Genomic DNA, 25,892 nt, shown 5'->3' with positions numbered 1-25,892 from the left:
CCGGTGACGGGTGCCGGCGACGATGCGATCGACGCCGAACTCGCCACGCTGATCGACCGCGAAACCCGGCGTCGCGAGTAGATATCGCAGTTGTTGGCGGGGGACACGATCGCGAGTCCGGCAGTTCGCTGAATTCTCGCGACATCGCTGGCCGACACCTATGCCGAGGGGGTATCCGGGTGCCCGCTTCCACCGCGGTGCGGGGTCGTCGACGAGATCACCGAGCCGGCGATCACCGAGCCGGTGATCACCCGTGCTGCCTCGTTGCTCGGCGCCGGGTGCGTCAACGTGCAGCCGTTATCGGGGACGGCGGCGGCGTCTGCGGTCTATGCGACGTTCGCCCAGCCGGGTGGCCCGGCGCTGTCACTACGACTCGATCACGGGGGCCATCAGACGCAGTGCTGGCGCGTGGACTTCTCTGCTCGGTGGTTCACCACCAGCCGATACGCCGTCGGTGCGGCCGACAAACTCGTCGACTACGACGAGGTCGGTGAACTCGCGCTGCTACATCGTCGGCGATTGCTGGTCGCCGGCCCGGCGACCTATTCACGGCTGTTCGATTATCCGACTCTTCGGCAGATGGCCGACGAGGCCGAGTAGATCCTATGTGTCGACGCCGCGCTCCTGGGCGGGTTGGTCGCCGGTGGGCGGCGCCGAGCCCGGTGCCCCGCGACGATGGCGTGACGATGGTCACCCATAAGGTGCCACGTAGCCCGCGCGGTGGTCTGCTGTTGGGCGCCGACCGTCACCGTGCAGCGCTGCAGGAGGAGGTGTTCCCGTTCACTCGGGGGAGCTCTGTCGACGAGTGTCACCGAGGCCAAGGCCGCAACGTTCGCCGAGTCGTCCACGGCGAACCACGCGCACTACGTTTCGAGGGCCGTCGATAATGCGTCGGCCCCGCCGCCGCGCTCACCGAACGCGGTCTACGCATCATCAGCGGGGGCGCCGACACCCATCTCGCGATCGTCGACGACTCGACGACCGGACTGAGCGGGGTACAGGCGCAGCAGCGCCTGCGCAATGCCGAGATCGTCGTCGACACGGTTGTGCGCCCCTGTGCGCAGCGGCCGGTCGCCGAGGTCGGCCATTTGCATCGGCACTCCGATCGCGACCCTCGCCGGCGCCGATGCGGCCACAATGGCACAGATCGCCGACTGGATGGACGCCGCATTGTCTGATTCATCCCAACACGCACGAATCCGCGGCTCGGTCGCCGAGTTGCTCGGCGGGTAGCCTGTTCGCGTGCCGGAACCCCTCTCGACCTTGCGCGCCACCGAGCGAGGCGCTCGATGAGCGTGGCTGATCCCGGCGCGGCGCACATTGTCGCGGCACTGGCCGCGCCCGGGGTGGGAGAGGGGCTCGGTGTGCCCTTCCGCGAGCTGCTGCTCGTCGGATTGAGTGCGGCCGCGGTCACGTATCTACTCACTTCGGCGGTACGTGTCCTCGCGATCAAGATCGGGGCGGTGGCCGTGCCACGGGCACGTGACGTGCACGTCATCCCGACCCCTCGTCTCGGCGGACTCGGGATGTTTGCCGGGATGGTTGCCGCGGTCGCACTGGCCGCGAATCTGCCCGCGCTGAACCGGGGTTTCGCCTACACCAATGACATCGGGGCGGTGATCTCGGCGGGCGCGGTGATCGTCATCGTCGGTGCGATCGACGACCGATGGGGTCTGGATGCGCTGACCAAGTTCGTCGGTCAGCTCACCGCCGCCGGAGTAATGGTGGTCATGGGGGTCAGCTGGATCCAATTCCCGGTGCCCTTCGGTGATATCGGCACTGTGGTTCTCGACCCGTTCCAGTCCGGGTTGCTGACCGTCGTCATCACTGTCGCCACCATCAACGCGGTGAACTTCGTCGACGGTCTCGACGGTCTCGCCGCGGGTCTGGGGTTGATCGCGGCGTCGGCGATCTGCCTGTTCTCGTTGGGACTGCTGCGTGACCAGGGCGGCGACGTCAGCTACTACCCGCCCGCGCTGATCTCGGTGGTGCTCGCCGGTGCGTGTCTGGGCTTCCTACCGCACAACTTCTCGCCGGCGCGAATCTTTATGGGCGACTCCGGGGCCATGCTGATCGGGTTGATGCTCGCGGCCGCTTCGACCAGCGCCTCCGGCCGTATCGCGGTCTATGCCTACGGGCCGGCGGACGTGTTCACGTTGCTGTTGCCGCTGATCCTGGTAGCCGCGATCGTGTTCGTGCCAATGCTCGACATGCTGATGGCGATCGTTCGCCGCACCCGCGCTGGAGTCGGGTTCTATACGCCGGACAAGATGCACCTGCATCACCGGTTGCTCGAACTCGGGCATTCACAGCGACGAGTCGCGGTGATCATCTATCTGTGGGTGGCGATCCTGGCGTTCTCGGCGGCGGCGAGCACCCTGTTCCCGATGTCGGTGGTCGCGCCGGCCTTCGCCGGTGGTCTGGTCCTGGCGATGTTGGTGACCATGGCCCCGCGCTTGTCCCGTCGGATCGCGCAGATGCGCACCGCGCACGCGGGACCGGTGATCGGTGGACGCGGCGGAGAATGAGGCATTCCCCCCTAGGGGGCCAGGTAACCTGATGGTAAAGACCATGTACTATGAGCCGTAGTAGTTCGACGGCGAGCACGGTGCCGTCGGAAACGGATCGGCGGTTCGACGCCGGTTCACCTGCCTGCTTCGTGGTCCCGCACCCCCTGGTGGTGGCGGTCACGGCGCTTGGTAGGGTCTCAACAATGCGGAGCGTTCGCTCGGCGGCTCTGGGCTGCCAGCGAGTACGCCCGATCCGGTGTGCCGTCCTGTGAGTACTGCACGGAGGGTACCGACGAGAGGTGAGGAGAGGCGATGACGACATCTGCCCCTGACTCTGCTCCCGTGTATTATCCGGCCGCTCCCACCGGACTGGTGCGACCGGGGATCGTCGCAGGCGCGTTCGCACTGATCGTGGCGGGCGTATCGATCTATGTGGAGCACTTCCTGTTTGCGATCTTCTTCGCGGTGGGTGTGGTGGCGGTTCTGGTCAACGCGAAGATGGTGACGATGGCCGTCTCTCGTGTCGCCGCCGAAGCCGACCCTCGTAAGAAACTGTTGGCCGTCAATTCCGCGCTGCGGCTCGGTGTGATCACCGTACTGGCATTGGCCGCAGCCATTCTGGTCCGGCCCGAGGGGCTGGGCGTGATGTTCGGACTCGCCCTTGGCCAGGTTGTCCTGGTCCTCAACACGGTGATTCCGGTGATGAAAGGACTTCGTAAGCAGCTATGACCGCACCGTCTGACGCGCTGTACCTGGCTGAGGCCAAGATCGAGGTCGGCCACCACCAAGAGGTGGAATGGCTGGGCATGACCTGGAATCTCGACACGATCATCGCCTCGGCCATCGCCGCGCTGATCGTGATCGCGCTCGCGTTCTTCGTCAAGGCCAAGATGACCTCGCGCCGGCCGAACACCGTGCAGCTGTACTTCGAGGTCATCACCGTGCAGATGCGTAGTCAGATCGAGAGTGCGATCGGCATGAAGATCGCCCCGTTCGTGCTGCCGCTCGCGGTCACCTTGTTCACCTACATCTTGGTCGTCAACTGGTTCTCGGTTCTGCCGGTGCAGTACGGCGTCAACAGCGGCGCCACTCACGAGCTGATCAAACCGGCCTCGAGTGATGCCAACCTCACCTACGCGCTCGCGATCTTCGTCTTCGTCTGGTACCACGCTGCCGGAATGCGTCGGCGCGGTCCGCTGCGCCACCTGGGCAAGCTGGTCAAGGGCCACGCGGCCGGCCTGGCACCGATCAACATCATCGAAGAAATCGCCAAGCCGCTCTCGTTGTCTCTCCGACTCTTCGGCAACCTCTTCGCCGGTGGCGTCATGGTCGCTCTGATCGCACTGTTCCCCGCATACATCCTGTGGGCGCCCAATGCGATCTGGAAAGCCTTCGACATGTTCATCGGTCTCATCCAGGCCTTCATCTTCGCCCTGTTGACGATCCTCTACTTCAGCCAGGCGATGGAAGACGAGCACCACTAGGACCACCGTCCGACGCCCACCGACGATGAGCGACGGACGCTGCAGGACAACCGTACGAACCACACCCCAATAAGAATGGTCGGCCCGGCCGACCGGACCCACAGACCTGGCAACCAAGAGTGCCAGTTCCACCGAAAGGAAAGATCTCAATGGATCCGAATCTGGTTAGCATGGGCGCGTTGATCGGCGGCGGCCTCATCATGGGCGGCGGCGCAATCGGTGCGGGCATCGGCGACGGTATCGCCGGTTCGCAGCTCATCGCCGGTATCGCCCGGCAGCCGGAGGCCCAGGGACGTCTGTTCACCCCGTTCTTCATCACCGTGGGTCTGGTCGAGGCGGCCTACTTCATCAACTTGGCGTTCATGGCCCTGTTCGTATTCGCCAACCCGGCTCAGACCTACGGCGCATCCTGAGCCGAAGCGTCGTCCGTTCAGCTGCTCGTAGTTCGCAATCCCGATAGGGGACATCCAACATGATGAGTCTCGCCGCAGAAGAAGCCGGGGAGAAGACCTCCAACTTCCTCATCCCGAACGCCACTCTGATCGCGTGCCTGCTGATCTTCATCGTCGTCCTGGTCGTTATCCGCATCTTTGTCGTACCTCCTATCCTCGAGGTGCTCGACGAACGTGACGCGCGGGTGGCCAAGACGGTCGAGGACAACAAGGCCGCGGCGGCGAGCTATGCGGATGCCGACCGGGAGTACGCGGCACGTCTGAAACAAGCCCGTGGCGACGCCACGGGCATCCGTGACGAGGCCCGCGCCCGTGGCAACGAGCATGTCTCGGCGGCCAAGCACAAGGCCACCGAGGAGGCCGATGCCGCACTCGCCAAGATCTCCGCGGATCTCAAGGTCGAGGCGGACAAGGCGGTCACCACAGCCAAGCAGGACGTGAGCCGGCTGTCGGAGGTACTGGCCGGCCGCGTTCTGGGAACCGACGTCGCCTCGGCCGGTGCCGGGGCCCAGCAGAGTGGGACGGTGAAGTAACCCGTGGATATTTTCATCGGGCAACTCGTCGGCTTCCTGGTGATCGTGGCGATCTTCGTCAAGTGGGTGCTGCCGCCGCTGCGCAAGGCAGTGCTCGCCCAGAAGGATGCGATCAGTCAGCAGATCGTCGAGAGCGATGAGGCCAAGAGCCGCGCCGAGGACGCGCGGGTCGCTCACGACCGTGCGGTCGAGAAGGCCGAGGCCGAGGCCAAAGAGCTCCATGCCGGCGCACTCGAGGATGCGAAGTCGATCGAAGAGGACCTCAAGGCACTCGCCGACTCGGAGGTCCGGCGCATCAGCGAGCACGGCAAGTCGCAGGCCGATCTGGCCCGTACGAGCCTTGTCCGTCAACTGCGGCTGGAGCTCGGACTCAATGCCGTCGACGGAGCGGGTGAGATCGTACGACGACATCTCTCGACGGCCGACAACCAAGCGGCGGCGATCGACCGGGCGATCAACGAACTCGACGGCATGGCAGCCGGGCACTCCGATTCTTCGGTCCCGGCAAGCTCGGAACTGATTGGTCTGCACTCGCTGCATGCCACCAGCCGGGATGCGGCGCGTGCGGTCGGCGCCGAATTCGAGTCGGCGGCCAAGGATCTCGACTCGCAGGCGCTGACCTCGGCGGGCGCAGAGATGGCCTCGGTCATCAGGTTCTTGCTCGACAACCCGGTCCTGCGCAAGAAGCTGACCGAGGACGAGGACAACGACGCGGGCAAGAAGCAGATGGTGCACACCCTGCTCGATGGCAAGGTCGCACCGATCGTCGTGGACACGGTGGCCTCGGCCGCCGCCCAGCGGTGGTCGGAGAGCCTCGACTTTGTCACCGCGCTACGTCGCCAGAATGCGCTGATGGTGCTGACCGCCGCCGAACGCGACGGGACCATCGAGCAGACCGAGGATGAGCTATTCCGCGTCGGCCGGTTACTCGACGCCAACCCGGAATTCGCTTCGCTGCTGGCCGATTTCCAGCGGCCGGCGGACGGTCGCGTGGAGTTGTTGCGTTCGCTCATCGGCGATCAGGTCGGTCCGCATACCTGCGATCTGCTCTCGCACACCGTCGCGCTGTTGCACGGACAGCCGTCCGAAACGGCGGTGGCGCATCTGGCCGAGTTGGCCGCCGCCCGCCGGGGGGAGATCGTCGCCCACGTGGTTGCCGCGGTCGAGTTGACCGACGAGCAGCGCACCCGCCTGGCGCAGGTGCTGGGCAACATCTACCACCGCACGATCTCGGTCCAGACCGAGGTCGACGAGTCGATCATCGGGGGCCTGCGCATCGGCGTCGGCGACGAGGTGATCGAGGCCGACATCGCCACCAGACTGGCCAAGGCGACCGAGACGCTGCCGCGTTGATCGTGAGCCGATCGGCGGGACCATCCCGACCGATGGGCGCCGACGCACCACCCACCACGAACCACTGCACGGACTGAGCAAGGAAGACGAGAACCCATGGCGGAGTTGACGATCTCAGCAGACGAGATTAAGGGAGCGATCGAGCAGTACGTCTCGTCGTTCGACGCCGAAGCCTCGCGCGACGAGGTCGGCATCATCACCGATACCGCGGACGGCATCGCCCATGTCAGCGGCCTGCCGAGCGCAATGGCCAATGAGCTGCTGCAGTTCCCCGGCGGCGTGCTCGGCGTGGCACTGAACCTCGATGAGGACGAGATCGGTGCGGTCATCCTCGGTGACTACGAGACGTTGGAAGAAGGCGGACAGGTCAGCCGGACCGGAGAGGTCCTCTCGGTTCCCGTCGGCGACAAGTTCCTCGGTCGCGTCGTCGATCCGCTCGGCGCCCCGATTGACGGACTCGGCGACATCGAGGCCGAAGAGCAGCGTGTCCTCGAACTGCAAGCGGCCTCTGTGCTCGAGCGGCAGCCGGTCGAGGAGTCGCTGGCCACCGGTATCAAGGCGATCGACGCGATGACCGCCATTGGCCGCGGACAGCGCCAGCTCGTCATCGGCGACCGCAAGACCGGCAAGACCGCAGTCTGCGTCGACGCCATCCTGAACCAGAAGGCCAACTGGGAATCGGGCGACGAAAGCAAGCAGGTTCGGTGCATCTACGTCGCGATCGGCCAAAAGGGCTCGACGATCGCCGGTGTCAAGACGGCTCTCGAAGAGGCCGGCGCGATGGAGTACACCACGATCGTCGCCGCTCCCGCCTCGGATTCGGCGGGCTTCAAGTGGCTGGCTCCCTACACCGGTTCGGCCATCGGCCAGCACTGGATGTATCAGGGCAAACACGTCTTGATCGTGTTCGACGACCTGACCAAGCAGGCCGAGGCCTACCGCGCGATCTCGTTGTTGCTGCGCCGCCCGCCGGGCCGTGAGGCCTACCCGGGTGACGTCTTCTACCTGCACTCGCGTCTGCTGGAACGTTGCGCCAAGCTCTCCGATGCGCTCGGCGGCGGTTCGATGACCGGTCTGCCGATCATCGAGACCAAGGCCAACGACGTGTCGGCGTTCATCCCGACGAACGTCATCTCGATCACCGACGGCCAGGTCTTCCTCGAGTCGGACCTGTTCAACAAGGGCGTCCGCCCGGCCATCAACGTCGGTACCTCGGTGTCGCGTGTCGGTGGAGCCGCCCAGACCAAGGGCCTGAAGAAGGTGTCGGGGTCGTTGCGCCTGGAGCTCGCCCAGTTCCGTGAGCTCGAGGCCTTCTCGGCGTTCGCTTCCGATCTCGACGATGCGTCGAAGGCTCAGCTCGAGCGCGGCGCCCGTTGGGTCGAGATGCTCAAGCAGGATCAGTACAGCCCGTACTCGGTCGAGGACGAGATCGTCTCGATCTACCTGTGCGGCGAGGGACACTACGACTCGGTGCCCGTTGATGACGTGCGCAACTTCGAGACTCAGCTGCTCTCGCATCTGCATCACAATGCCAAGGGTGTCTACGACTCGATCGCCGGTGGCAAGGTGCTCTCCGACGACCAGGCCGGGGCGTTGGTCGCAGAGACCAACAAGTTCAAGAACAGCTACCTCACCCATGACGGGAAGCGCGTGGTCAACGAGACCGAGGCGACTCCGATGGACTCCGAGGACGTCGCTCAAGAAGAGATCAAGATCCGCAAGTGATCGACTTAGGGCAGCGCTGCCGGGGCCCTCGGGGCGCCAACGGCCACCTAAGCCAGCGAGGCACACTGATGGCCGTGCGAGGCACACTGATGGCCGTGCGAGGCACACTGATGGCCGTGCGAGGCACACTGATGGCAAGGAAGGGGTGAGGGATCGTGGCAAGCATCCGTGAGCTGCGCTCACGCATCCGGTCGGTTCAGTCGACCAAGAAGATCACCAAGGCCCAGGAACTGATCGCTACCTCACGCATCACCAAGGCGCAGGCCCGCGTGGCAGCGGCCAAGCCGTACGCGACGGAGATGACCAAGGTGCTCTCCGAACTCGCGAGCAGCGCTGGGTCCCTGGACCACCCGTTGCTGCAGGAGCGGGAGAACCCCAAGCGCGCTGCCGTCCTGGTGATAACCAGTGATCGCGGCATGTGCGGCGGCTACAACGCCAACGTCCTGCGTGCCACCCGGGAACTCCTCGCGTTGCTGCGCGATGAGGGCAAGGAGCCGGTGATCTTCGTGATGGGGCAGAAGGGCGTCGGGTACTTCACGTTCCGCGGCGCAGATTACGTCCAGTCGTGGACTGGCTTCTCCCAATCACCGGAGTACTCCGATGCGGCGGTCGCCAGCAAGTTCTTGGTGGATCTGTTCGTCGCCGGCAGCGGCGAAGAGGTCGAGAGTCCCGACGGCGAGGGCACCCTGGAGGGCGTCGACGAGCTTCACCTGGTCTACACCCGCTTCGTCTCGATGCTGACGCAGGTTCCCGAGGTTCGACGGATGGCGCCGCTGGTCGTCACCGAGGACGAGGTAGACCGGAGCGACGGCGAGGTCGGCACGATCGACACCGAATCGCGCAACTACACATTTGAGCCGAGCGCGGAGTCCTTGCTGGAGGCACTCCTCCCGCGGTACGTGGCGACCCGCGTTTATGCGGCGCTGCTGGACTCCTCGGCATCGGAGTCGGCAGCGCGGCGGACCGCGATGAAGGCCGCCACCGATAATGCTGAGGAACTGTCGACGTCGCTGTCACGCGAGGCCAACCAGCTCCGTCAGGCCCAGATCACCCAGGAGATCAGCGAGATCGTCGGCGGCTCGAGCGCCCTGGCGAACTAGCCGAGGCGAACCCCGCCGGACACAATCTTTCGACAAGAGGAAGTATCCAACCACCATGACCGCAGCAGTAGAAACCCCAGCCTCGCAGTCGTCGGGGTCGGCCGACGGCCGGATCGTCCGCATCATCGGCCCCGTGGTCGACGTCGAATTCCCGCGGGGATCGATCCCAGATCTGTTCAACGCCCTGCATGCCGAGATCAAGCTCGAGTCGGTCGCCAAGACGCTGACCCTTGAGGTTGCGCAGCACCTCGGCGACAACCTCGTTCGCACCATTTCGATGCAGCCGACCGACGGCCTCATCCGGGGTGCCCAGGTCACCGACACCGGTCACTCGATCCAGGTGCCCGTCGGCGATGTGGTCAAGGGCCACGTGTTCAATGCCCTCGGCGACTGCCTCGACAGCCCGGGACTCGGCCGCGACGGCGAGCAGTGGAGCATCCACCGCAAGCCGCCGGCCTTCGACGAACTCGAGGGTAAGACCGAGATCCTCGAAACCGGTATCAAGGTCATCGACCTGCTGACCCCGTACGTCAAGGGCGGCAAGATCGGCCTGTTCGGTGGCGCCGGCGTGGGTAAGACCGTGCTCATCCAGGAGATGATCACTCGTATTGCCCGTGAATTCTCCGGCACCTCGGTGTTCGCCGGTGTCGGCGAGCGCACCCGCGAGGGCACCGACCTCCACCTCGAGATGGAGGAGATGGGCGTCCTGCAGGACACCGCGTTGGTATTCGGTCAGATGGACGAGCCGCCGGGCACGCGTATGCGCGTGGCACTGTCGGCGTTGACGATGGCGGAGTACTTCCGTGACGTCAAGCACCAGGACGTGCTGTTGTTCATCGACAACATCTTCCGGTTCACGCAGGCAGGTTCGGAGGTGTCCACCCTGCTCGGCCGCATGCCGTCCGCGGTGGGTTACCAGCCCACGCTGGCCGACGAGATGGGCGAGCTGCAGGAGCGGATCACCTCGACGAAGGGTCGTTCGATCACCTCGCTGCAGGCGATCTACGTGCCCGCCGACGACTACACCGACCCGGCGCCGGCCACCACCTTCGCGCACCTGGATGCGACCACCGAGCTGTCCCGCCCGATCTCGCAGCTGGGCATCTACCCCGCTGTGGATCCGCTGACCTCGACCTCGCGCATCCTGGAGGCATCGATCGTCGGTGACGAGCATTTCCGCGTCGCCAACGAGGTCAAGCGCATCCTGCAGAAGTACAAGGAACTACAGGACATCATCGCCATCCTCGGTATGGATGAGCTCTCCGAAGAGGACAAGGTGACCGTGCAGCGCGCGCGTCGCATCCAGAAGTTCCTCGGACAGAACTTCCTGGTTGCCGAGAAGTTCACCGGCCAGAAGGGTTCGGTTGTCCCGCTCGCCGACACCATCGAGGCCTTCGATCGGGTCTGCAAGGGTGAGTTCGATCATTACCCCGAGCAGGCGTTCAACAGCTGCGGTGGACTCGACGACGTGGAGGCTGCTGCCGAGAAGATCGCCGGAAAGTAGCGGATCGACATGGCAGACAAAGCGTTTCACGTCGAGGTTGTTTCAGCCGACGCCAAACTCTACTCCGGTGAGGCGACCTTCGTGATCGCCCGAACCACCGTTGGTGAACTCGGTGTGATGGCCAACCACGAGCCGCTGCTGGGCCAGCTGGTGCCCGGCGGATACGTGGTGATCGTCGAGGAGAGCGGTGAGCGCAAGGCGGCCGCGATCGAAGGTGGATTCCTGTCGATCACCGGTCACTCGGTGACGATCCTGGCCGAGTCGGCCGAGTGGGCCGACGATGTCGATGTCGCCGCCGAACGTTCGACTCTCGAGTCGGCCGAGCCCGGTTCCGACGAGTACCACCACGCGCAGGCTCGTCTGTCCGCGGCCGAACAACTGGCGTCCTAGACCGCCGAAGTAGCCCGCCGAACACATCCGCAAGTGAGGACACGACCGGCCGCCCCAGTACGGGTGGCCGGTCGTGTGCTGTTCCGGGATGGCATCCTGGAAGTGACCCACGCACGCCCACGGTCACGTCATGACCGGACGGGATCGATGCGCTCCAAGCGGCAACGAGGAGGTGCACCACGGTGTCCGAACTCGTGATCACGCTGAGTGTCTTAGTCCTCATCGCTCTGGGCGTGTGTGGTCTGCTCGCCTACCGGGTGGGCCAATTGCGCCGCGGTGGTACTCCGGTGCTGCTGCGGACGTTGCCGGCCGATGTCGACGAGGGCTGGCGGCACGGGACGGTCCACTACAGCGATGAAGCACTGCGCTATTTCCGGCTGAGTTCTCTGCGCCCGGGTCCGTCACACACCCTGCCCCGGCGTTCGATCGAGATCTCTGGACGCCGACGCGCAGTCGGCAGCGAACGCGACATCCTTGACGGTTTGATCATCCTGCACGTACATCAGCCCGTGGGCTCGGGGGCGGGCAACGACTACGAGATCGCCTTCGACGCCGGTGGGGTCACAGCATTCCAGTCCTGGTTGGAGTCCCGGCGTTCGGCCCGTGCCGAACGCCGCAGCGCCTGAGCAATCAGATCACGCGGTGATCACTCGGACGCCGTCTCATCCGGTCGGTGACGGTGACCGCCGGGCACCCATGTGACGTCGCCGTCGCCGAGTGGTGGTCGATTGGCCACGCGCGAGAGGATGAACAGCAGATCCGACAGCCGATTCAGGTAGCGCGCCGGGAGTACCGAGGTGGCGTCAGGGTCGGCGTCGATGGCCGCCCACGCCGATCGCTCGGCCCGCCGGGTGACGGTTCTGGCCTGGTGGAGCAGAGCCGAGAGGGGACTGCCGCCCGGAAGGATGAATGAATCGAGTGACGGCAAGGGCTCGCCGAAGGCATCACACCAGCTTTCGAGTGCGTCGATGTAGCGCTGCTCTATGCGCAGCGGCGGGTATTTGGGGTCCTTGACCACCGGTGTGGACAGGTCGGCGCCGGCGTCGAAGAGGTCGTTCTGAACGGTCCGCAGTACCGCCGCGATGTCGTCGGGAACCGCTCCGCCGAGCGACAACGCCGCACCGATCGCCGCATTGGCCTCGTCGCAGTCGGCGTAGGCGACCACTCGTGGATCGGTCTTGGATACGCGCGAGAAGTCACTGAGCCCGGTGCTCCCGTCGTCTCCGGTGCGCGTGTAGATGCGGGTGAGATGAACGGCCATAGGTCCTGAATCTAGCGCCTCTCCGGAGTGTCGTAGGTAGACCGATAAGCTGTCTGGCGTGACTGATCGCTATCTGGTGACCGGGGGAGCCCGTCTGCAGGGTGAGGTCTCGGTGGGCGGTGCCAAGAACAGTGTCCTGAAATTGATGGCGGCCGCGTTGCTCGCAGAGGGCACGACCACATTGACCAATTCGCCGGAGATCGCCGACGTACCGCTGATGGCCGACGTACTTCGGGGATTGGGTGCGACGGTCTCCATCGACGGCGACACCGTCGTGATCGATGCGCCTGCCGAGCCGAAATACCACGCCGACTTCGACGCGGTGAAACAGTTCCGCGCGTCGGTGTGTGTGCTGGGGCCGTTGATGGCGCGCTGCCGCCGGGCGGTCGTCGCACTCCCCGGTGGCGATGCGATCGGGTCCCGGCCGCTCGACATGCATCAGGCCGGTCTGCGCGCGCTCGGCGCACACAGCGCGATCGAGCACGGTTGTGTGGTCGCCGAGGCGGATGCCCTGGTGGGTGCGCCCGTGGCCCTGGAATTCCCGTCGGTCGGGGCCACCGAGAACATCCTGATGGCCGCGGTGCTCGCCGACGGGCGGACCACGATCGACAACGCCGCCCGCGAGCCGGAGATCGTCGACCTGTGTGTGATGCTTTCCCAGATGGGTGCGCGGATCGAGGGTGCCGGCACCTCCACGCTGACCGTGACCGGTGTTGATCGACTCCATCCCGCCGAGCACCGGGTGATCGGCGACCGGATCGTCGGTGCCACCTGGGGGATCGCCGCGGCAATGACACGTGGTGACGTGACGGTGCGCGGTATCGCGCCCGCGCACCTGCAGCTCGTCCTCAACAAACTCATCGATACCGGCGCCCGGGTGGACACCATGGCGGACGGGTTCCGGGTGCGTCACGAGGGCAGGCCGACCGCGGTCAACGTGTCCACTCTGCCGTTTCCCGGGTTCCCGACGGACCTGCAACCGATGGCGATTGGCCTCGCGGCGGTCGCCGACGGCATGTCGGTGATCACCGAGAACGTGTTCGAGGCGCGTTTCCGCTTCGTCGAGGAGATGGTTCGTCTGGGGGCCGATGCCCGCACCGACGGACATCACGCCGTTGTGCGAGGTATCGAGCGCCTCTCGAGCGCCCCCGTGTGGTGTTCGGATATCCGTGCGGGCGCCGGATTGGTCCTTGCCGGACTCGTCGCCGACGGGGTCACCGAGGTGCACGACATCGAACACATCGACCGCGGCTACCCGAACTTCGAGGAAAACCTCACCCGTCTCGGTGGCGGCATCGAGCGGGTCCGAGGATGAGCGCCCACCCGACCGGTGAGGTCGACATCGCCGCCTGGGCGAGTCGCTTCGACCTGCTGTCCGATCCCCACCGCCTCGAGATCCTGCTGGTACTGCACCGGACGCCGGGCATCTTCGTCGGCGATCTCGCCACCGAGGTGGGGCGAACCGAGACCGCGGTCTCGCAGGCCCTGCGCGTGCTGCGGCATCAGGGATGGGTCACCTCCACCCGCCAGGGCCGCTCGGTCAGCTACCGACTCGAGGACGAGACGGTTCATCAACTGTTGCACTGGATCGGGGCCGGCCACCACGAGTCGTGAGCCGTGCCGATCCGAATCGACATGGCGCCGTCGAATTGTGGTCAGGGCCACGCCTGACCGGTCGGACAGTCTGAGCACCTCAACATCTGAATAAGTAGACAGATGTGATGTCCGCTTTTAGTGTTTCCCGTATCGCGCCGCCCGGGCGTGTACCTCCAGGGATCTCGAAGGGCACTACTCATGTCCACCACCCCAGTCGCCATGCATATGAGCGACGGCATCATCAACGCACCGACCTCGCTGCTGTTCGGCGTCATCGCCGTGGTCGGCCTGGCCTTCTGTGCCTGGCGCGCGCGCCGCGACCTCGACGAGAAGACCGTGCCGATGGCCGGCCTCGTCGCCGCTTTCATCTTCGCCGTCCAGATGATCAATTTCCCCGTCCTCCCCGGTGTGAGCGGGCATCTGCTCGGAGGTGCTCTCGCCGCAATCCTGGTGGGGCCCTATACCGGCGCGTTGTGTATCGCGATCGTGCTGATCGTGCAGTGCCTGCTGTTCGCCGACGGCGGCATCACCGCCCTCGGAGCCAACCTCACCAACATGGCTCTCATCTCGACGTTCGTCGGCTACGGCGTCGCGGTGGCCGCGTCGCGGCTACTGCGTGTCGGTCGCCGGGGACACTCCGATCACCCGCTCGCCGGCCTGGGCGTGGTGGCCTTCGTCGCGGCACTCTGTGGGACCGTGTGCGCGGCAAGCGGATTCGTCGTCGAATATGTGATCGGTGGAGCGGCGGCGACGTCGATGACCGCGGTCGCGAGCTACATGTGGGGCACGCACCTGTTGATCGGCGTCGGAGAGGGGCTGATCACCGCGGCGACCGTGGTGGCGGTAGCCCGGGCCCGACCCGACCTCGTCTATCTGTTGCGCCGCACCGACTCTCCCGCCACGCTGATCGGAGCAACGGCATGACCGCGACCGGAACCACCGACGATCACGGCGACCGCCCGCCCCAGGTGCATCACCGGACTTTCCTCATCGCGTTCGGTGTGGTGGCCTTGCTCATCGCAGGCCTGGTGTCCTATCTAGCCAGTTCGTCACCGGACGGTCTGGACTCGACCACCCTGCGCGGGTGCGAGACGACCGAGGTCGACGGTGCCGAGCAACTCACCGGAGACTGCATCGCGCAGCATGCGACAGACCATGCCATGGCGTCATCGCCGCTGGCCGACTACAGCTTTCGTGGAATCGGCTACACCAACGGGATCGCCGGGGTGATCGGCGTGGCGATCACCCTCGTGATCGCCGCGGGCCTGTTCTGGATCATCGGCGGCGCTCGACGTGCCCGTACCGGTGTCGCCCGGTCGGGGGCCGGATCGGGAGACTGAGTCGATGGGAGCCGGACACGCGCACCCGCTCTACCGCGCCGGCGACTCCGCGGTTCACCGTGCGCCCGCCGAGGTGAAGATCGTCTGTCTGGTCGTCTTCGTGTTCGCAGTGGTGGCCACTCCGCGTGAGATGTTCTGGCCCTACGCGGGTTTCGCGGCGGTTGTGGCCGCGGTGTGGGTCGTCGCCCGGATCTCACCGGCGTGGATCGCTCCGCGCATGCTGATCGAGGTGCCGTTCGTCATCCTCGCGGTGCTCCTGCCCTTCGCCGAAGGGGGTGAGCGCGTCGCCGTCGCCGGGCTCTCGTTGTCGGTGCCCGGGCTGTATGCCGGGTGGGGGATCGTCATCAAGGGCTCGCTCGGCGTGGCGGCGTCGCTGACCTTTGCTGCCACCACGCCGGCGCCGGAGCTGCCGGTGGCGCTGAGCCGCCTCGGTGTGCCCGCGTCGATCACCCCGATCTTCGTGATGATGCTGCGCTACGTCGATCTGCTATCCGCCGAGATCCGACGTATGCAGATCGCGCGCGTCGCCCGCGGGGACTCACCGCGAGCGATCCACCAGATCGGTGCGATCACCAAAGGTGTTGGCGCGCTGTTTCTCCGCTCGTACGAGCGCGGCGAGCGCGTCCATCTGGCGATGATGTCGAGGGGTTTCACCGGGACGATCTCGGAGATGCCCGGGGTGGTGGGCACGGCCCGTGCGAGCGCCGGCCAGTGGTTGGTGATCGTGACACCCGCGCTGGCCGCGACCGCTATCGCCGCGGCCGCCTGGGTGTTGCGATGACCCCCGCCATCGAGATCGCGGGACTGCGCTACGCCTACCCCGACGGGCACCTCGCCATCGACCATCTCGATCTCGCCGTCGAACCGGGCGAGCGGATCGCGCTGCTCGGCCCCAACGGGGCGGGCAAGACGACACTCATGCTGCAGCTCAACGGAGTTCTGCTGCCGAGCGCGGGGGAGGTGAGCATCCACGGGTCCCGCGTGGCCAAGGACACCCTGCGTGAGGTCCGACGCCGCGTGGGACTGGTCTTCCAGGATCCCGACGACCAGTTGTTCATGCCCACCCTTGCCGAGGACGTGGCATTCGGACCGGCCAACTTCGGGGTGCGCGGTGACGAACTCGCCGCCCGCGTCCAGCAGGCACTGGCGGCGGTCTCGATGACCGAGCATGCGGGGCGAAGCCCGCACCACCTGTCCGGCGGACAGCGCCGACGCGGCGCACTCGCCAGCGTATTGGCATGTCGCCCAGACATTCTGGTTCTCGACGAGCCGTCGGCGAACCTCGACCCGCAGGCACGGCGCGAGCTCGCCGACACCCTGCTCACGCTGCACACGACGATGCTCGTGGTCACCCACGACCTGCTGTATGCGGCGCAGTTGTGTGACCGCGCGGTGGTGCTCGACGCGGGGCGGGTGGTCGCCGACGGCGACGTCGACGACATCCTGTCGGATACGGAATTGCTTGCCGCGCATCGCCTCGAGATGCCCTGGGGTTTCGACATCGACGCGGTGCGCCGGGCACGTGCCGCTCAGTCCTCCGCGTGAGCCGACGCGCGCCGGTCAGGGTGACTGACCCTGCGGTCAGCATCACCCTGACCACTCGGGCAGGGGACGCACTGCCCTTCGGTTGGCACTCGGTGCAATAGGGACGGTTTGGCCTCACAACACTTCTGACACACGGTGTGACGCGCGTAACGTCGCCGGTGCTCAAGTCGGCGTTACGCGGTGTGCGTCGGATGAAGGAGGACAGGTCAGATGCAGGTAGACGAACTACTCAAACCGTTTCCCATCAAGGAGTTTCACCCGTTCCCGCGCGCGATGATGGGCCCGGGCGCGCACGAGATGATCGGTCCCGAGGCCCTCAAACTCGGGTTCACGAAGACCCTCGTGATGACCACCGGTCTGCGGGGTAGCGACACCGTCCACAAGATCGTGGAGTCGTGCAAGTACCACGGCCTCGAGGTCGTCGTGTACGACCAGGTCGAGTCCAACCCCAAGGACTACAACGTCATGGACGCCGTGTCGTTGTACAACTCCGAGAAGTGCGACTCGTTCATCTCCATCGGCGGCGGTTCGGCGCACGACGCCTGCAAGGGTGCGCGCATCTCGGTCGCGCACGACGGCCGCAACGTCAACGAGTTCGAGGGCTTCAACAAGAGCGAGAACCCCAAGAACCCGCCGCACATCGCGGTGTCGACGACCGCGGGTACCGGGTCGGAGACCTCGTGGGCCTACGTGATCACCGACACCACAACCGATCCCGACAAGCCGCACAAGTACGTCGCCTTCGACGACGCGGCGGTGACCACCCTGGCGATCGACGACCCGGTGCTCTACTACGACTGCCCGGTCGCCTTCACCGCGCAGTGTGGGTTCGACGTGCTCGCCCACGCCTCGGAACCGTATGTGTCGCGCCTGAACTTCCCGCCGTCGATGGGCAACGCCCTGCACGCGGTCCGGATGACGGCCCGCCACCTGCGTGAGGCCACCTGGAACCCGACCGAACTCGCCGGCCGCGAGGGCATGATGTACGCGCAGTACATCGCCGCGCAGGCATTCAACTCCGGTGGTCTCGGCATCATCCACTCGATCAGCCACGCGGTCTCGGCGTTCTTCGACACCCACCACGGACTCAACAACGCCATTGCGCTGCCGCGCGTGTGGGCCTTCAACATGCCGGTCATGTACGAGCGCTTCGCCGACATGGCCGACGCGATGGGCGTCGACACCCACGGCATGACCAAGGTCCAGGCCGCCGACGCCGCGCTCGAAGCGGCGATCCGGTTGCTGCGCGACGTGGGCATCGTGGAGAAGTTCGCCGACGTCAAGCAGAACACCTACCCGAAGAACCGTCTCGGTGAGGGCCCGACGAAGTACTACGAGAACCGCAAGGAGATCACCACCGACGCGGCCACCATCGACGCGCTGACCAATCACGTGCTCGGTGACGCGTGCACCCCGGGCAACCCCAAGGAGTGCACCTTCGAGACCGTTCGCCCGGTCGTCGAGCACTGCGTCAACGGCGATCTGGACGAACTGCTCCCGTAAGAGCGGTGCGTCGCCGATGAAGACCGATGTGGGGATGTGTCTGCCCCGAATAGCGTGTCCCCACATCACTACACGCCGGTGGTCACCCGAACGCCCCCAATTCGGGTGACCACCGGCGTGGCCACCGGCCGCCGGTCCACATCCACCAGACCTCAGGAGAGTTCGATGCCCACCTCCACCGTCACCACCGACGACACCGTCGCCACGCATGTCGAAGATGCTGCGAGCCAACCCGATCCGGGCGGCTTCCGTGATGTCGACGACGTGGTCGCCCGGTTCGTCGAGGCGGGTTACCTGGCCGATCAACGTCTGGCGACCACTGTCTTCCTGCAGAGCCGGCTCGGCAAACCGGTCCTCCTCGAGGGTCCGGCAGGCGTGGGTAAGACGCAGCTAGCCAAGACCCTGGCAGAGGTGACGGGCCGAGATCTGTTGCGGCTGCAGTGTTATGAGGGCCAGGACGAGACCACCGCGCTCTACGAGTGGGACTACGGCAAGCAGCTGCTCTACACCCAGGTGTTGCGGGAGAAGATCTCTGCCGTCGTCGCCGAGGCCGACTCACTGTCGGAGGCGGTTGACCGCATCGGTGCCGAGGAGAGCGTGTTCTTCTCCGAGCGCTTCCTCGCCCCCCGGCCGCTGCTCGAGGCGGTCCGCAGCGAACGCCCGGTTGTCCTGCTGATCGATGAGGTCGATCGTGCCGATGAAGCGCTCGAGGCGGTGCTGCTCGAACTCCTCGCCGAATACCAGGTGTCGGTGCCCGAGATCGGTACCTTCGTCGCCAAACATCAGCCGATGATCGTGTTGACCTCCAACAACACTCGTGACCTGTCGGCGGCACTCAAGCGCCGGTGTCTGCATCTGTCGCTCGATTACCCGGATGCCACAAGGGAATTGGAGATCATCAAGTCCAAGAACACGGGCCTGGCCGAGACGCTCGCGGCCAAACTCGTGGAGATCGTGCGCGGACTGCGCGAACTCGACCTGCGCAAGGCGCCGAGTATCTCCGAGGCGATCGACTGGGCGCGTACGCTCGCGGTACTCGGGGCCGACGAACTCTCCGCCGATATCCTCGGCCAGACCGCCAACGTCGTCGTCAAGTACGACCGCGACCTCACCCGCGCGCTCGACGCCCTGCCCCGATTGGTGGACCCGAACGCGCAGGTGCCCGATCACCTGCACACCCACGGACATTCCCACGATCACGGACATTCCCATTCGTACGACGGGCATTCCCATTCGTACGACGGGCATTCCCACACCCACGACGACGCCCACGAAGGCGAACACACGCATGACGACCCGCACGGTGGTCGCGCAAAACGTGCCGAGAAGGACAGGCCCGGCCGCCACGGCGACGATTATTACGGTTCGCCCGGGGCCAAGAGCGATGCCGGTACCCGGGCGGTGAGTGCCACGCAGGGCAGTCGCTCCTTCGGCGACACCGGCCGTTCCCGCTCGGGTTCGGGTACCCGCCGCAAGCGTCCGTTCTAGGGAGTGGCGTCATGGAAGGAGCAGTCCACCGGTTCGTCCGGCTGCTGCGCTTGCACGGCGTGCGTATCGGCGTCTCGGAGGCGATGGATGCGATGGCGGCCGTCGGCACCGCCGAGATCCTCGCCGATCGTGAACTCATGCGTGCGGCGCTGCAGGCGTGTCTGATCAAGGATCGGCGCGACGAGCAGACGTTCGACGAGGTCTTCGACAAGTACTTCTCGTTGCGTCCGGTGCTCGACACCGATGACGGACACGGACATTCGCACAGTCACGACGATCTCTGCGACACCGGTGAGCTCGCCGAATACACCCTGTCCGACGAGGTGAGCAACACCCCGCAGCAAGGTCACAGTCACGGCCCGCCGTCGAACATCCGGGACTTCTTCGACCCCGAGGACCTCGCCGAGCAGTACAACCTGCACCAAGAGGCCAACAAACTCGACATGGCGTCGTTGACCGACGAGATCGTGCTGTCGGCGGACTCGGTGCCCAACTCCGAGCAGGCCGCCCGTGTGCAACTGACGGTGTCCCGCCTGCACAACCCGGGCCGGCCGGGTGAGCTCGTCACCGGCAACCCGACCCAGCTCGACGCCGAGTTGTCAGTGGCGCAGGAGATGGCGCTGCTCGACTGGCTCGACGACGCCGGGGGACTGTCCGGTCCGCAGCCCGACCGCGAGGAGATCGCCCGGTTGCGCAGCGCGCTGGCGGGATTGCTCGACGGTTTGCCCGAGAAGCTGCGTGATCACCTCGAGGCGCTCATGGCGACCGACCATGAGATCGAGGATCGTGAGGTGAAGGCGTCGGTGCGCGACGCCATTCACGAGCACGAACGGGCCAGCCTGGAGGAGTCGATCCGAAGGCTCATCCGATCGCTGCACGGCGCGCCACGTGCCCGACGCACACTCGCCGCCCGCGGCACCGTCGACGCGGCCCGCACGATGCGCGCGAACCTGCGATTCGACGGGGTGCCGTTCCGGCCCATCACCGTTGCCAAGGTCGAGGACCGCCCGTCGCTGCTGATCCTCGCCGATGTGTCGTTGTCTGTTCGCAACGCAGCTCGCTTCACTCTGCAACTCGTGCACGGACTGCAGAGCATGGTGGCCCACGTCCGGTCGTTCGCCTTCGTCTCCGACCTCGTCGAGATCACCGATCTGTTCGCCGAACACCCGGCCGAGGAGGCGCTGTCGCTGGTCGTCTCGGGCCTGCCGGCCGGCGGTGTCCTCGACACCGACGCCGACTCCGATTACGGGAACGCTCTGCAGTGTTTCCTCGACGAGTTCGGCGGGGCCATCACCCGGCGCACGACTGTGATCGTGCTCGGCGACGGCCGCAACAACGGCCGCGACCCGAACCTCGAAGCGTTGGAGGAGATCAGCCGCCGGGCCAGGGAGACCATCTGGATCACGCCCGAACCCAGCTACTCGTGGGGTCTCGGGTCGTGCGACCTGCCGGCCTACGCCACGCTGTGCGACCGCGTACACGTCGTCCACGACCTTGCGGCGCTCGAGCAGGTCTCGGTCAGCGCATACGGCGCGTGAACCGCCGGCGGCCGCGTAGGATTTCGGCAACGACTGGTGGGTGCGACGAGGTGGGTGAACGGGATGCACGCCGACATCGGTGAGGCCCGACCCGAGGTGGATTCGGAACGGCCGCAACCCCGAGCGCGGGCGACGCGGATCCCGGTCGTCAAGTTCCACACGCCCGAGGTGATCGTCGGTCCCGGGGCTCTGGATGAGATTCCCACGGCCGCTGCAGGTCTGGGGATGCGGCGGCTGATGATTGTCTCGGATCGCAATCTGGTGGCCACCCCGTGGTATCCACGCCTCGCGCAACGGTTGCGGGCAGTCGACCTCACGGTGGCCTCCTTCACCGATGTCTCACCGAATCCCCGGGCGCCGGAGATCGCCCTGGGCTTCGAACACTACGAGCAGACACGGTCGGACGGGATCGTGGCGCTGGGTGGGGGATCGGTGATCGATGCCGCCAAGGGGGTGGCCATCCTCGCGGCCAACGGGGGCCACATCCTGTCCTACGAGGGCATCGACCGCGCCCGCAGCCCGTTACCGCCGTTGGTCGCGGCTCCGACCACTGCGGGTAGCGGGTCGGATGTGTCGCAGTTCTGCATCGTCAACGATGTGGATCGGATGACGAAGGTGACCATCATCGGGCGCGGATTGGTGCCTAATGTATCGGTGATCGATCCCCGCGTGCTGGCCACGCTGCCGCCCGAGGTGGCCGCGCAGTCGGGGATGGACGCGATCACGCACTGCATCGAGGCCTACGCGTCGCTGGCGCACACCAGGCTCACCGACCGTTCGGCGCTGTCGGCCATCGGGACCGCATGGCGGTCGATCGAGCGATTCGTCGACACTCCCGGTGATCCGGACGCCGGACTCGACATGGCCTACGCCGCGCTCGAGGCCGGGATGGCGTTCACCAATGCCATCCTCGGCGCCACCCACGCGATGAGCCATCCGGTCGGCGGGTTGTGCGACGCCGCGCACGGAGCGATAAATTCGGTTCTGCTCCCGCACGTCATCCGGTTCAACGCCGAGACCGACCCGACTCCCTTCGTCGATTTGGCCCAGGCCGTCGGTCTACCGACGGCGTCGTCGGCGTTCGTGACCGCCGAGCGGTTCGCCGACGCGGTGTGCGAACTCTCGCGACGGATCGGGATGCCGGCTCGCCTTTCGCAGCTGGGAGTTTCCGCCGCACACATCAATGCGCTGACCGCCAACGCGTTGGTCGATGCCTGCATGCGAACGAATCCGCGTCAGCCGACACCGGCCGATGTCGCCCGTCTCTATCGCGAGGCGCTATGAGTGTCTCCTCGAGGTTCGGTGACCGCGATCTGACGCCCGGCGCGGACGAGGTCGTCGAGACAGATTTCGATTCGCTGATCGGGTTGCACTCGGTGAAGGGCTCGCACTACGCGCAGTTCCGTGGGGTCGAGGAGCGTCTCGGTCGTGTGGTCGGTGCACTCGACCGTATTTCGCGGGCCCTCGTGCAGACCGCGGAAGGACCGGAGACTCTCGTGCTCTCGGTGGTGCGTGCGGTGGCCGAACACCTCGAGGCCGATTGGGTGGTGTTCGCCCTGTGCGACGGCGAACTCGATCGCACGGGGCCGCGTCACCTGATGATGGACGGCGACGGCACCATCTATGCCTTCGAGGGCGTGCAGGCCGCGCGCACGCCGAGTCACCTGCCCGACGAGGTGCTCAACCGTCTCAACGATATCCTGCGCAATCAGCTCGGTGAACTCGTCCGACCGGTCGTCGCCGATCACCATCTGCATGTGCCGGTCCACCTCGACGGCCGGGTGGTCGGCGGGCTCTCGGCGTGGACGCCCCCGCGCCACGTCGTCGACTCCGCCGACCTGGTGGTGATGCGCATCCTCGCGCGACAGGCTGTGGTGGCGCTGCTCAATGCGGCACTGCTCGAGGAGAGTCGCCATCAACTCGCGCGCGCCGAGGATGCCTACGCCAAGGCCCGCGAGCAGGCCACCGACCTGGCGGTGCAGAACGTGGAATTGCAACGCACACAACGTGAGTTGTCGGCGGTGATGCGACAACGGCTGGTCACCGAGGAGCGCGAGCGCATCGCCCGGGAACTGCACGACTCGGTGACCCAATCGGTGCTGTCGGCGGGTATGCAGATCGAGGTATGCCGGATGGAGTGCGACTCGGAGACCGCCGAGCGACTCGAGGTCGCGGGAACGCTGACCCGCAACGCCGTTGAACAATTACGCTCGGTGATCTACGCCCTGAACCAGTCCCCGTCTGTGGAGGGGCTGAGCCTGGGCGAGGTTCTCGACGAACTGTGCTCGATGCACATGCCGGCCGATCTGGAGACCGAGGTCCGGGTGGTCGGCCGGTCCCGTGACCTGCCCGATGACGTTCAACACGCCATTTTGCGCATCGCTGGTGAGGCGCTGTTCAACACTGCGGTGCACGCCGAGGCGACGGTGGCGCGGGTGGTACTGACCTACGGCGATCATGACGTGAGTCTGACCGTCGACGACAACGGCGTCGGCGACCCGGGACACATGCGTCGGGTACTGCGCGCGGCGACCTTGGGAGATTTGGCCGGGCGACATCGGGGCCTGGCGAACATGTCGGCTCGGGCGCGTGATCTCGGTGGTGACTTCCGGGTCCGTCGATCCCGGATGGGTGGCGTGCGCGTCGGGGTGGAGATCCCGGCCGGCACGGTCACTGATTCCATGACGCCGCGTCGCTCCACCACCGAATCGGTCCGGCGTCTCGCCGGGACTCGATCGCCACTGCACCAGGAGGTCAGCAGATGAACAAGTCCGATGTCGCGACGACGGCGGTGCGCACCATGCTGGTCGACGACCACGCGCTCCTGCGTGCGGGCATTCGCTCGCTCCTCGAACGGGAGGAGACAATTTCGGTTGTGGGAGAAGCAGATTCGTTCGATCAGGCATTGGCTGAGGTCGAGCGGACACGGCCGGATGTGGTCGTCGTCGACCTGAAACTGACGGCGGGCACCGAATACGAAGGGCTGCGACTGATCACCGAAATCGCCGCACGGCATCCCTCGGTGGCCAGTTTGGTGTTGACGACATTCCTCGACGACGATCTCGTGGTCCGGGCAGTAAAGGCCGGAGCCCGTGGTTACGTGGTCAAGGACGTCGACACCACCGAGTTGGTCCGTGCGATCCAGTCGGTCTCCGGTGGCGGCAGTGCGTTCGACCCGCGCAGCGCCGCGATTGTGTTACGGACGGTGTCCGGTGGCGGTGGATCGGAGACCCTGACCGAACGCGAGAGCGAGGTATTGCGGCTACTCGCCGACGGGATGAGCAATAAGCGCATCGGCACGACCTTGTTCATCTCAGAGTCGACCGTGAAGTTCCACATCCGCAACATCATTCGCAAGCTCGGCGTCACCAAACGGACCGATGCGGTCTACATCGCGAGTAAGCGCGGGCTGATCTGAAGGGGCTCAGTGACGCGGGGTGAGCACCAACCAGCCGCCGTGATCGGTGAGGATCTTGGCCCCGGCGTGATCGACTGCGTCCGCCCAGGCGTGCAGGTTCTCGGGCCCCAACCGAACGAGATGGCCGAAGTGTTCGCTCGGACGATCCTCGTAAGGGATAGCGATCACCACCCGCCGGCGCGCGACCCGAAGCGCCTCGATGATGGCGGCTCGCGCGAGGTCGGCGGGCAGGTGCTCGAGCAGGTGGATCAGTGTGACGGTGTCAACCGAGGAGTCGGCGCGGTCGAGGTCGGTGGCGTCTCCGACGGCCGCGACCACGGTGGTGTCACGGCGACGTGCGGCCTGCGCCAGCAGGTTCACTGCACCGATGGAGATGTCGCATGCGGCGACAGAGAGACCGTCCTCGGCGCAGCGAAGCGCGAAGAAACCGAAGCAGCAACCCACTTCGAGCACGCTCGAACCGCTGATCAGTGAGCGCGCCCGTCGGTGGACCGGGGCGAACCTGGCAGTTCCGTCACGCAACGCGCGCAGTGAGTTGTCGTAGAACCCGGCCCAGGCGTCATCGGTGTGGACGCTGCACGTGCGGATCAGCCCGACTGCGGCTTCCTCGAATTCCCACTGGCCACGCAACGCGCCGGCATCGATCACGTCTTCGAGCGCGAGGAGCATTGCGTCATCCGAGATCTCGGCGGCGGTGAAGGTGTGGACGAGATCGACGCGACCTTGATCCCAGTCGGTGGACCAGGCAACTCGTCCGGCGTGAGGAAGGTCTGCGGGCAGCGCTTCGACATGACGCACCGTGATGCGGCGAGTGGTCGGTAGTCCGGCACTCATCGTCGCGACGCTCATGGCCACAACGCTATGAGCTGGACATTTGCAGCGAAACTGCCCGAATGGGTGCATCTGCTGACCGAACGGAGAGGCGAACACAGCCCCCGCATGGCCCAGATCACAACGCTCGCGAATGGGCCGCACGGACGGATGCATGAGTTCTGACAGCTGTACCGGTGCCGCTGACCAGGGCGGATGCACGGGCGACTCGCACCTCACCTGGCGATTTGATTCGCGGCAGCTGGGTGCGTAACTTAGTCGGAGTCAGCGCGCCGCGGCGCCGCCCCGGAGGGCTCCGTGAGGAGTTTGGTAGGGGAGTGG

27 protein-coding genes are annotated in these 25,892 nt (G+C 65.9%); 25 read left to right on the top strand and 2 right to left on the bottom strand.

Annotation, left to right across the window (positions count from 1 at the left end; all coding sequences use genetic code 11):
* Positions 1–132: 132 nt before the first annotated feature.
* The 13 genes from EF294_RS22580 to EF294_RS16365 all read left to right on the top strand — a co-directional run bounded on the left by EF294_RS22580 (position 133) and on the right by EF294_RS16365 (position 11,677).
* The gene (locus EF294_RS22580; RefSeq protein WP_342774361.1) at positions 133–600 is read left to right on the top strand and encodes a PLP-dependent aminotransferase family protein; all 468 of its coding nucleotides are present in this window, start codon (positions 133–135) and stop codon (positions 598–600) included.
* A 329-nt stretch (positions 601–929) separates the two neighbouring features.
* A complete protein-coding gene (locus EF294_RS22575) occupies positions 930–1,178 on the top strand; it encodes a hypothetical protein (RefSeq protein ID WP_342774360.1) in 249 nt (82 codons plus the stop codon).
* A 111-nt stretch (positions 1,179–1,289) separates the two neighbouring features.
* Positions 1,290–2,528 (top strand): MraY family glycosyltransferase, encoded by a 1,239-nt coding sequence (locus tag EF294_RS16415; protein WP_123932006.1) that lies wholly within the window; start codon positions 1,290–1,292, stop codon positions 2,526–2,528.
* A 294-nt stretch (positions 2,529–2,822) separates the two neighbouring features.
* Positions 2,823–3,239 (top strand): hypothetical protein, encoded by a 417-nt coding sequence (locus tag EF294_RS16410; RefSeq protein WP_123932004.1) that lies wholly within the window; start codon positions 2,823–2,825, stop codon positions 3,237–3,239.
* Entirely contained in the window at positions 3,236–3,994 is a 759-nt protein-coding gene (gene atpB / locus EF294_RS16405; RefSeq protein ID WP_123932002.1) for a F0F1 ATP synthase subunit A, read from the top strand. The genes EF294_RS16410 and atpB overlap by 4 nt, the downstream gene beginning before the upstream one ends.
* Positions 3,995–4,143: 149 nt before the next feature.
* Positions 4,144–4,407, top strand: a complete 264-nt coding sequence (locus tag EF294_RS16400) for a F0F1 ATP synthase subunit C (protein WP_006368525.1) — start codon at positions 4,144–4,146, stop codon at positions 4,405–4,407.
* 59 nt (positions 4,408–4,466) lie between these two features.
* Positions 4,467–4,979 carry a F0F1 ATP synthase subunit B gene (locus EF294_RS16395; protein WP_123932000.1) on the top strand — a complete coding sequence of 171 codons (513 nt, stop codon included), beginning with the start codon at positions 4,467–4,469 and terminating at the stop codon, positions 4,977–4,979.
* A 3-nt stretch (positions 4,980–4,982) separates the two neighbouring features.
* Entirely contained in the window at positions 4,983–6,332 is a 1,350-nt protein-coding gene (locus EF294_RS16390; RefSeq protein WP_123931998.1) for a F0F1 ATP synthase subunit B/delta, read from the top strand.
* Between the two features lie 96 nt (positions 6,333–6,428).
* Positions 6,429–8,057: a F0F1 ATP synthase subunit alpha gene (gene atpA / locus EF294_RS16385; RefSeq protein ID WP_123931996.1), complete on the top strand. Its 1,629-nt coding sequence runs from the start codon at positions 6,429–6,431 to the stop codon at positions 8,055–8,057.
* A 155-nt stretch (positions 8,058–8,212) separates the two neighbouring features.
* On the top strand, positions 8,213–9,157 hold the full coding sequence (locus EF294_RS16380; protein ID WP_123931994.1) for a F0F1 ATP synthase subunit gamma: 945 nt from the start codon (positions 8,213–8,215) through the stop codon (positions 9,155–9,157).
* A 55-nt stretch (positions 9,158–9,212) separates the two neighbouring features.
* On the top strand, positions 9,213–10,661 hold the full coding sequence (gene atpD / locus EF294_RS16375; protein ID WP_006368520.1) for a F0F1 ATP synthase subunit beta: 1,449 nt from the start codon (positions 9,213–9,215) through the stop codon (positions 10,659–10,661).
* A 9-nt stretch (positions 10,662–10,670) separates the two neighbouring features.
* Positions 10,671–11,051, top strand: a complete 381-nt coding sequence (locus tag EF294_RS16370; protein ID WP_123931992.1) for a F0F1 ATP synthase subunit epsilon — start codon at positions 10,671–10,673, stop codon at positions 11,049–11,051.
* 182 nt (positions 11,052–11,233) lie between these two features.
* Positions 11,234–11,677, top strand: coding sequence for a DUF2550 domain-containing protein (locus EF294_RS16365; protein WP_123931990.1), 444 nt, complete (start codon positions 11,234–11,236; stop codon positions 11,675–11,677).
* Positions 11,678–11,697: 20 nt separating this feature from the next.
* Here the strand turns inward: EF294_RS16365 and EF294_RS16360 are convergent, their stop codons facing one another.
* Complete coding sequence (locus EF294_RS16360; RefSeq protein ID WP_123931988.1) at positions 11,698–12,312, bottom strand: cob(I)yrinic acid a,c-diamide adenosyltransferase; 615 nt, start codon at positions 12,310–12,312, stop codon at positions 11,698–11,700.
* Positions 12,313–12,370: 58 nt separating this feature from the next.
* On the opposite strand from EF294_RS16360, the gene murA reads away from it, so the two are divergent.
* The 12 genes from murA to EF294_RS16300 all read left to right on the top strand — a co-directional run bounded on the left by murA (position 12,371) and on the right by EF294_RS16300 (position 24,740).
* On the top strand, positions 12,371–13,627 hold the full coding sequence (gene murA, locus EF294_RS16355; protein WP_123931986.1) for a UDP-N-acetylglucosamine 1-carboxyvinyltransferase: 1,257 nt from the start codon (positions 12,371–12,373) through the stop codon (positions 13,625–13,627).
* Positions 13,624–13,926, top strand: a complete 303-nt coding sequence (locus EF294_RS16350; protein WP_123931984.1) for an ArsR/SmtB family transcription factor — start codon at positions 13,624–13,626, stop codon at positions 13,924–13,926. Before murA ends, EF294_RS16350 begins: the two co-directional genes overlap by 4 nt.
* Before the next feature lie 180 nt (positions 13,927–14,106).
* Positions 14,107–14,832 (top strand): energy-coupling factor ABC transporter permease, encoded by a 726-nt coding sequence (locus tag EF294_RS16345; protein ID WP_123931982.1) that lies wholly within the window; start codon positions 14,107–14,109, stop codon positions 14,830–14,832.
* The gene (locus tag EF294_RS16340) at positions 14,829–15,248 is read left to right on the top strand and encodes a PDGLE domain-containing protein (RefSeq protein ID WP_123931980.1); all 420 of its coding nucleotides are present in this window, start codon (positions 14,829–14,831) and stop codon (positions 15,246–15,248) included. The genes EF294_RS16345 and EF294_RS16340 overlap by 4 nt, the downstream gene beginning before the upstream one ends.
* 4 nt (positions 15,249–15,252) lie before the next feature.
* Positions 15,253–16,029 (top strand): cobalt ECF transporter T component CbiQ, encoded by a 777-nt coding sequence (gene cbiQ / locus EF294_RS16335; protein WP_123931978.1) that lies wholly within the window; start codon positions 15,253–15,255, stop codon positions 16,027–16,029.
* Entirely contained in the window at positions 16,026–16,793 is a 768-nt protein-coding gene (locus EF294_RS16330) for an energy-coupling factor ABC transporter ATP-binding protein (protein WP_123931976.1), read from the top strand. Before cbiQ ends, EF294_RS16330 begins: the two co-directional genes overlap by 4 nt.
* A 210-nt stretch (positions 16,794–17,003) precedes the next feature.
* The gene (gene mdo / locus EF294_RS16325; protein WP_123931974.1) at positions 17,004–18,296 is read left to right on the top strand and encodes an NDMA-dependent methanol dehydrogenase; all 1,293 of its coding nucleotides are present in this window, start codon (positions 17,004–17,006) and stop codon (positions 18,294–18,296) included.
* A gap of 165 nt (positions 18,297–18,461) precedes the next feature.
* Positions 18,462–19,784, top strand: coding sequence for an AAA family ATPase (locus EF294_RS16320; RefSeq protein ID WP_123931972.1), 1,323 nt, complete (start codon positions 18,462–18,464; stop codon positions 19,782–19,784).
* A gap of 11 nt (positions 19,785–19,795) precedes the next feature.
* On the top strand, positions 19,796–21,322 hold the full coding sequence (locus EF294_RS16315) for a VWA domain-containing protein (RefSeq protein ID WP_123931970.1): 1,527 nt from the start codon (positions 19,796–19,798) through the stop codon (positions 21,320–21,322).
* Between the two features lie 63 nt (positions 21,323–21,385).
* Positions 21,386–22,606 (top strand): iron-containing alcohol dehydrogenase, encoded by a 1,221-nt coding sequence (locus EF294_RS16310; protein ID WP_123931968.1) that lies wholly within the window; start codon positions 21,386–21,388, stop codon positions 22,604–22,606.
* A complete protein-coding gene (locus EF294_RS16305; protein ID WP_123931966.1) occupies positions 22,603–24,087 on the top strand; it encodes a MadS family sensor histidine kinase in 1,485 nt (494 codons plus the stop codon). Before EF294_RS16310 ends, EF294_RS16305 begins: the two co-directional genes overlap by 4 nt.
* Positions 24,084–24,740: a MadR family response regulator transcription factor gene (locus EF294_RS16300; protein WP_123931964.1), complete on the top strand. Its 657-nt coding sequence runs from the start codon at positions 24,084–24,086 to the stop codon at positions 24,738–24,740. Before EF294_RS16305 ends, EF294_RS16300 begins: the two co-directional genes overlap by 4 nt.
* A 6-nt stretch (positions 24,741–24,746) precedes the next feature.
* Here the strand turns inward: EF294_RS16300 and mftM are convergent, their stop codons facing one another.
* A complete protein-coding gene (mftM, locus tag EF294_RS16295) occupies positions 24,747–25,595 on the bottom strand; it encodes a mycofactocin oligosaccharide methyltransferase MftM (protein ID WP_123931962.1) in 849 nt (282 codons plus the stop codon).
* Positions 25,596–25,892 lie beyond the last annotated feature (297 nt).

Origin of the sequence: Gordonia oryzae, from assembly GCF_003797185.1 — a bacterium.
GTDB lineage: Bacteria > Actinomycetota > Actinomycetes > Mycobacteriales > Mycobacteriaceae > Gordonia > Gordonia oryzae.
This window is presented reverse-complemented; position numbering and strand designations above follow the sequence as displayed.

Coding starts and splice junctions, on each gene's coding strand:
- EF294_RS16305 (WP_123931966.1), top strand. CDS start 22,603: ATGAGTGTCTCCTCGAGGTTCGGTGACCGCGATCTGACGCCCGGCGCG.
- EF294_RS16320 (WP_123931972.1), top strand. CDS start 18,462: ATGCCCACCTCCACCGTCACCACCGACGACACCGTCGCCACGCATGTC.
- EF294_RS16340 (WP_123931980.1), top strand. CDS start 14,829: ATGACCGCGACCGGAACCACCGACGATCACGGCGACCGCCCGCCCCAG.
- EF294_RS16370 (WP_123931992.1), top strand. CDS start 10,671: ATGGCAGACAAAGCGTTTCACGTCGAGGTTGTTTCAGCCGACGCCAAA.
- EF294_RS16415 (WP_123932006.1), top strand. CDS start 1,290: ATGAGCGTGGCTGATCCCGGCGCGGCGCACATTGTCGCGGCACTGGCC.
- EF294_RS16300 (WP_123931964.1), top strand. CDS start 24,084: ATGAACAAGTCCGATGTCGCGACGACGGCGGTGCGCACCATGCTGGTC.
- EF294_RS16330 (WP_123931976.1), top strand. CDS start 16,026: ATGACCCCCGCCATCGAGATCGCGGGACTGCGCTACGCCTACCCCGAC.
- mdo (WP_123931974.1), top strand. CDS start 17,004: ATGCAGGTAGACGAACTACTCAAACCGTTTCCCATCAAGGAGTTTCAC.
- atpA (WP_123931996.1), top strand. CDS start 6,429: ATGGCGGAGTTGACGATCTCAGCAGACGAGATTAAGGGAGCGATCGAG.
- EF294_RS16410 (WP_123932004.1), top strand. CDS start 2,823: ATGACGACATCTGCCCCTGACTCTGCTCCCGTGTATTATCCGGCCGCT.
- EF294_RS16395 (WP_123932000.1), top strand. CDS start 4,467: ATGATGAGTCTCGCCGCAGAAGAAGCCGGGGAGAAGACCTCCAACTTC.
- atpD (WP_006368520.1), top strand. CDS start 9,213: ATGACCGCAGCAGTAGAAACCCCAGCCTCGCAGTCGTCGGGGTCGGCC.
- cbiQ (WP_123931978.1), top strand. CDS start 15,253: ATGGGAGCCGGACACGCGCACCCGCTCTACCGCGCCGGCGACTCCGCG.
- EF294_RS16360 (WP_123931988.1), bottom strand. CDS start 12,312: ATGGCCGTTCATCTCACCCGCATCTACACGCGCACCGGAGACGACGGG.
- EF294_RS16310 (WP_123931968.1), top strand. CDS start 21,386: ATGCACGCCGACATCGGTGAGGCCCGACCCGAGGTGGATTCGGAACGG.
- EF294_RS16315 (WP_123931970.1), top strand. CDS start 19,796: ATGGAAGGAGCAGTCCACCGGTTCGTCCGGCTGCTGCGCTTGCACGGC.
- EF294_RS16345 (WP_123931982.1), top strand. CDS start 14,107: ATGTCCACCACCCCAGTCGCCATGCATATGAGCGACGGCATCATCAAC.
- atpB (WP_123932002.1), top strand. CDS start 3,236: ATGACCGCACCGTCTGACGCGCTGTACCTGGCTGAGGCCAAGATCGAG.
- EF294_RS16350 (WP_123931984.1), top strand. CDS start 13,624: ATGAGCGCCCACCCGACCGGTGAGGTCGACATCGCCGCCTGGGCGAGT.
- EF294_RS16400 (WP_006368525.1), top strand. CDS start 4,144: ATGGATCCGAATCTGGTTAGCATGGGCGCGTTGATCGGCGGCGGCCTC.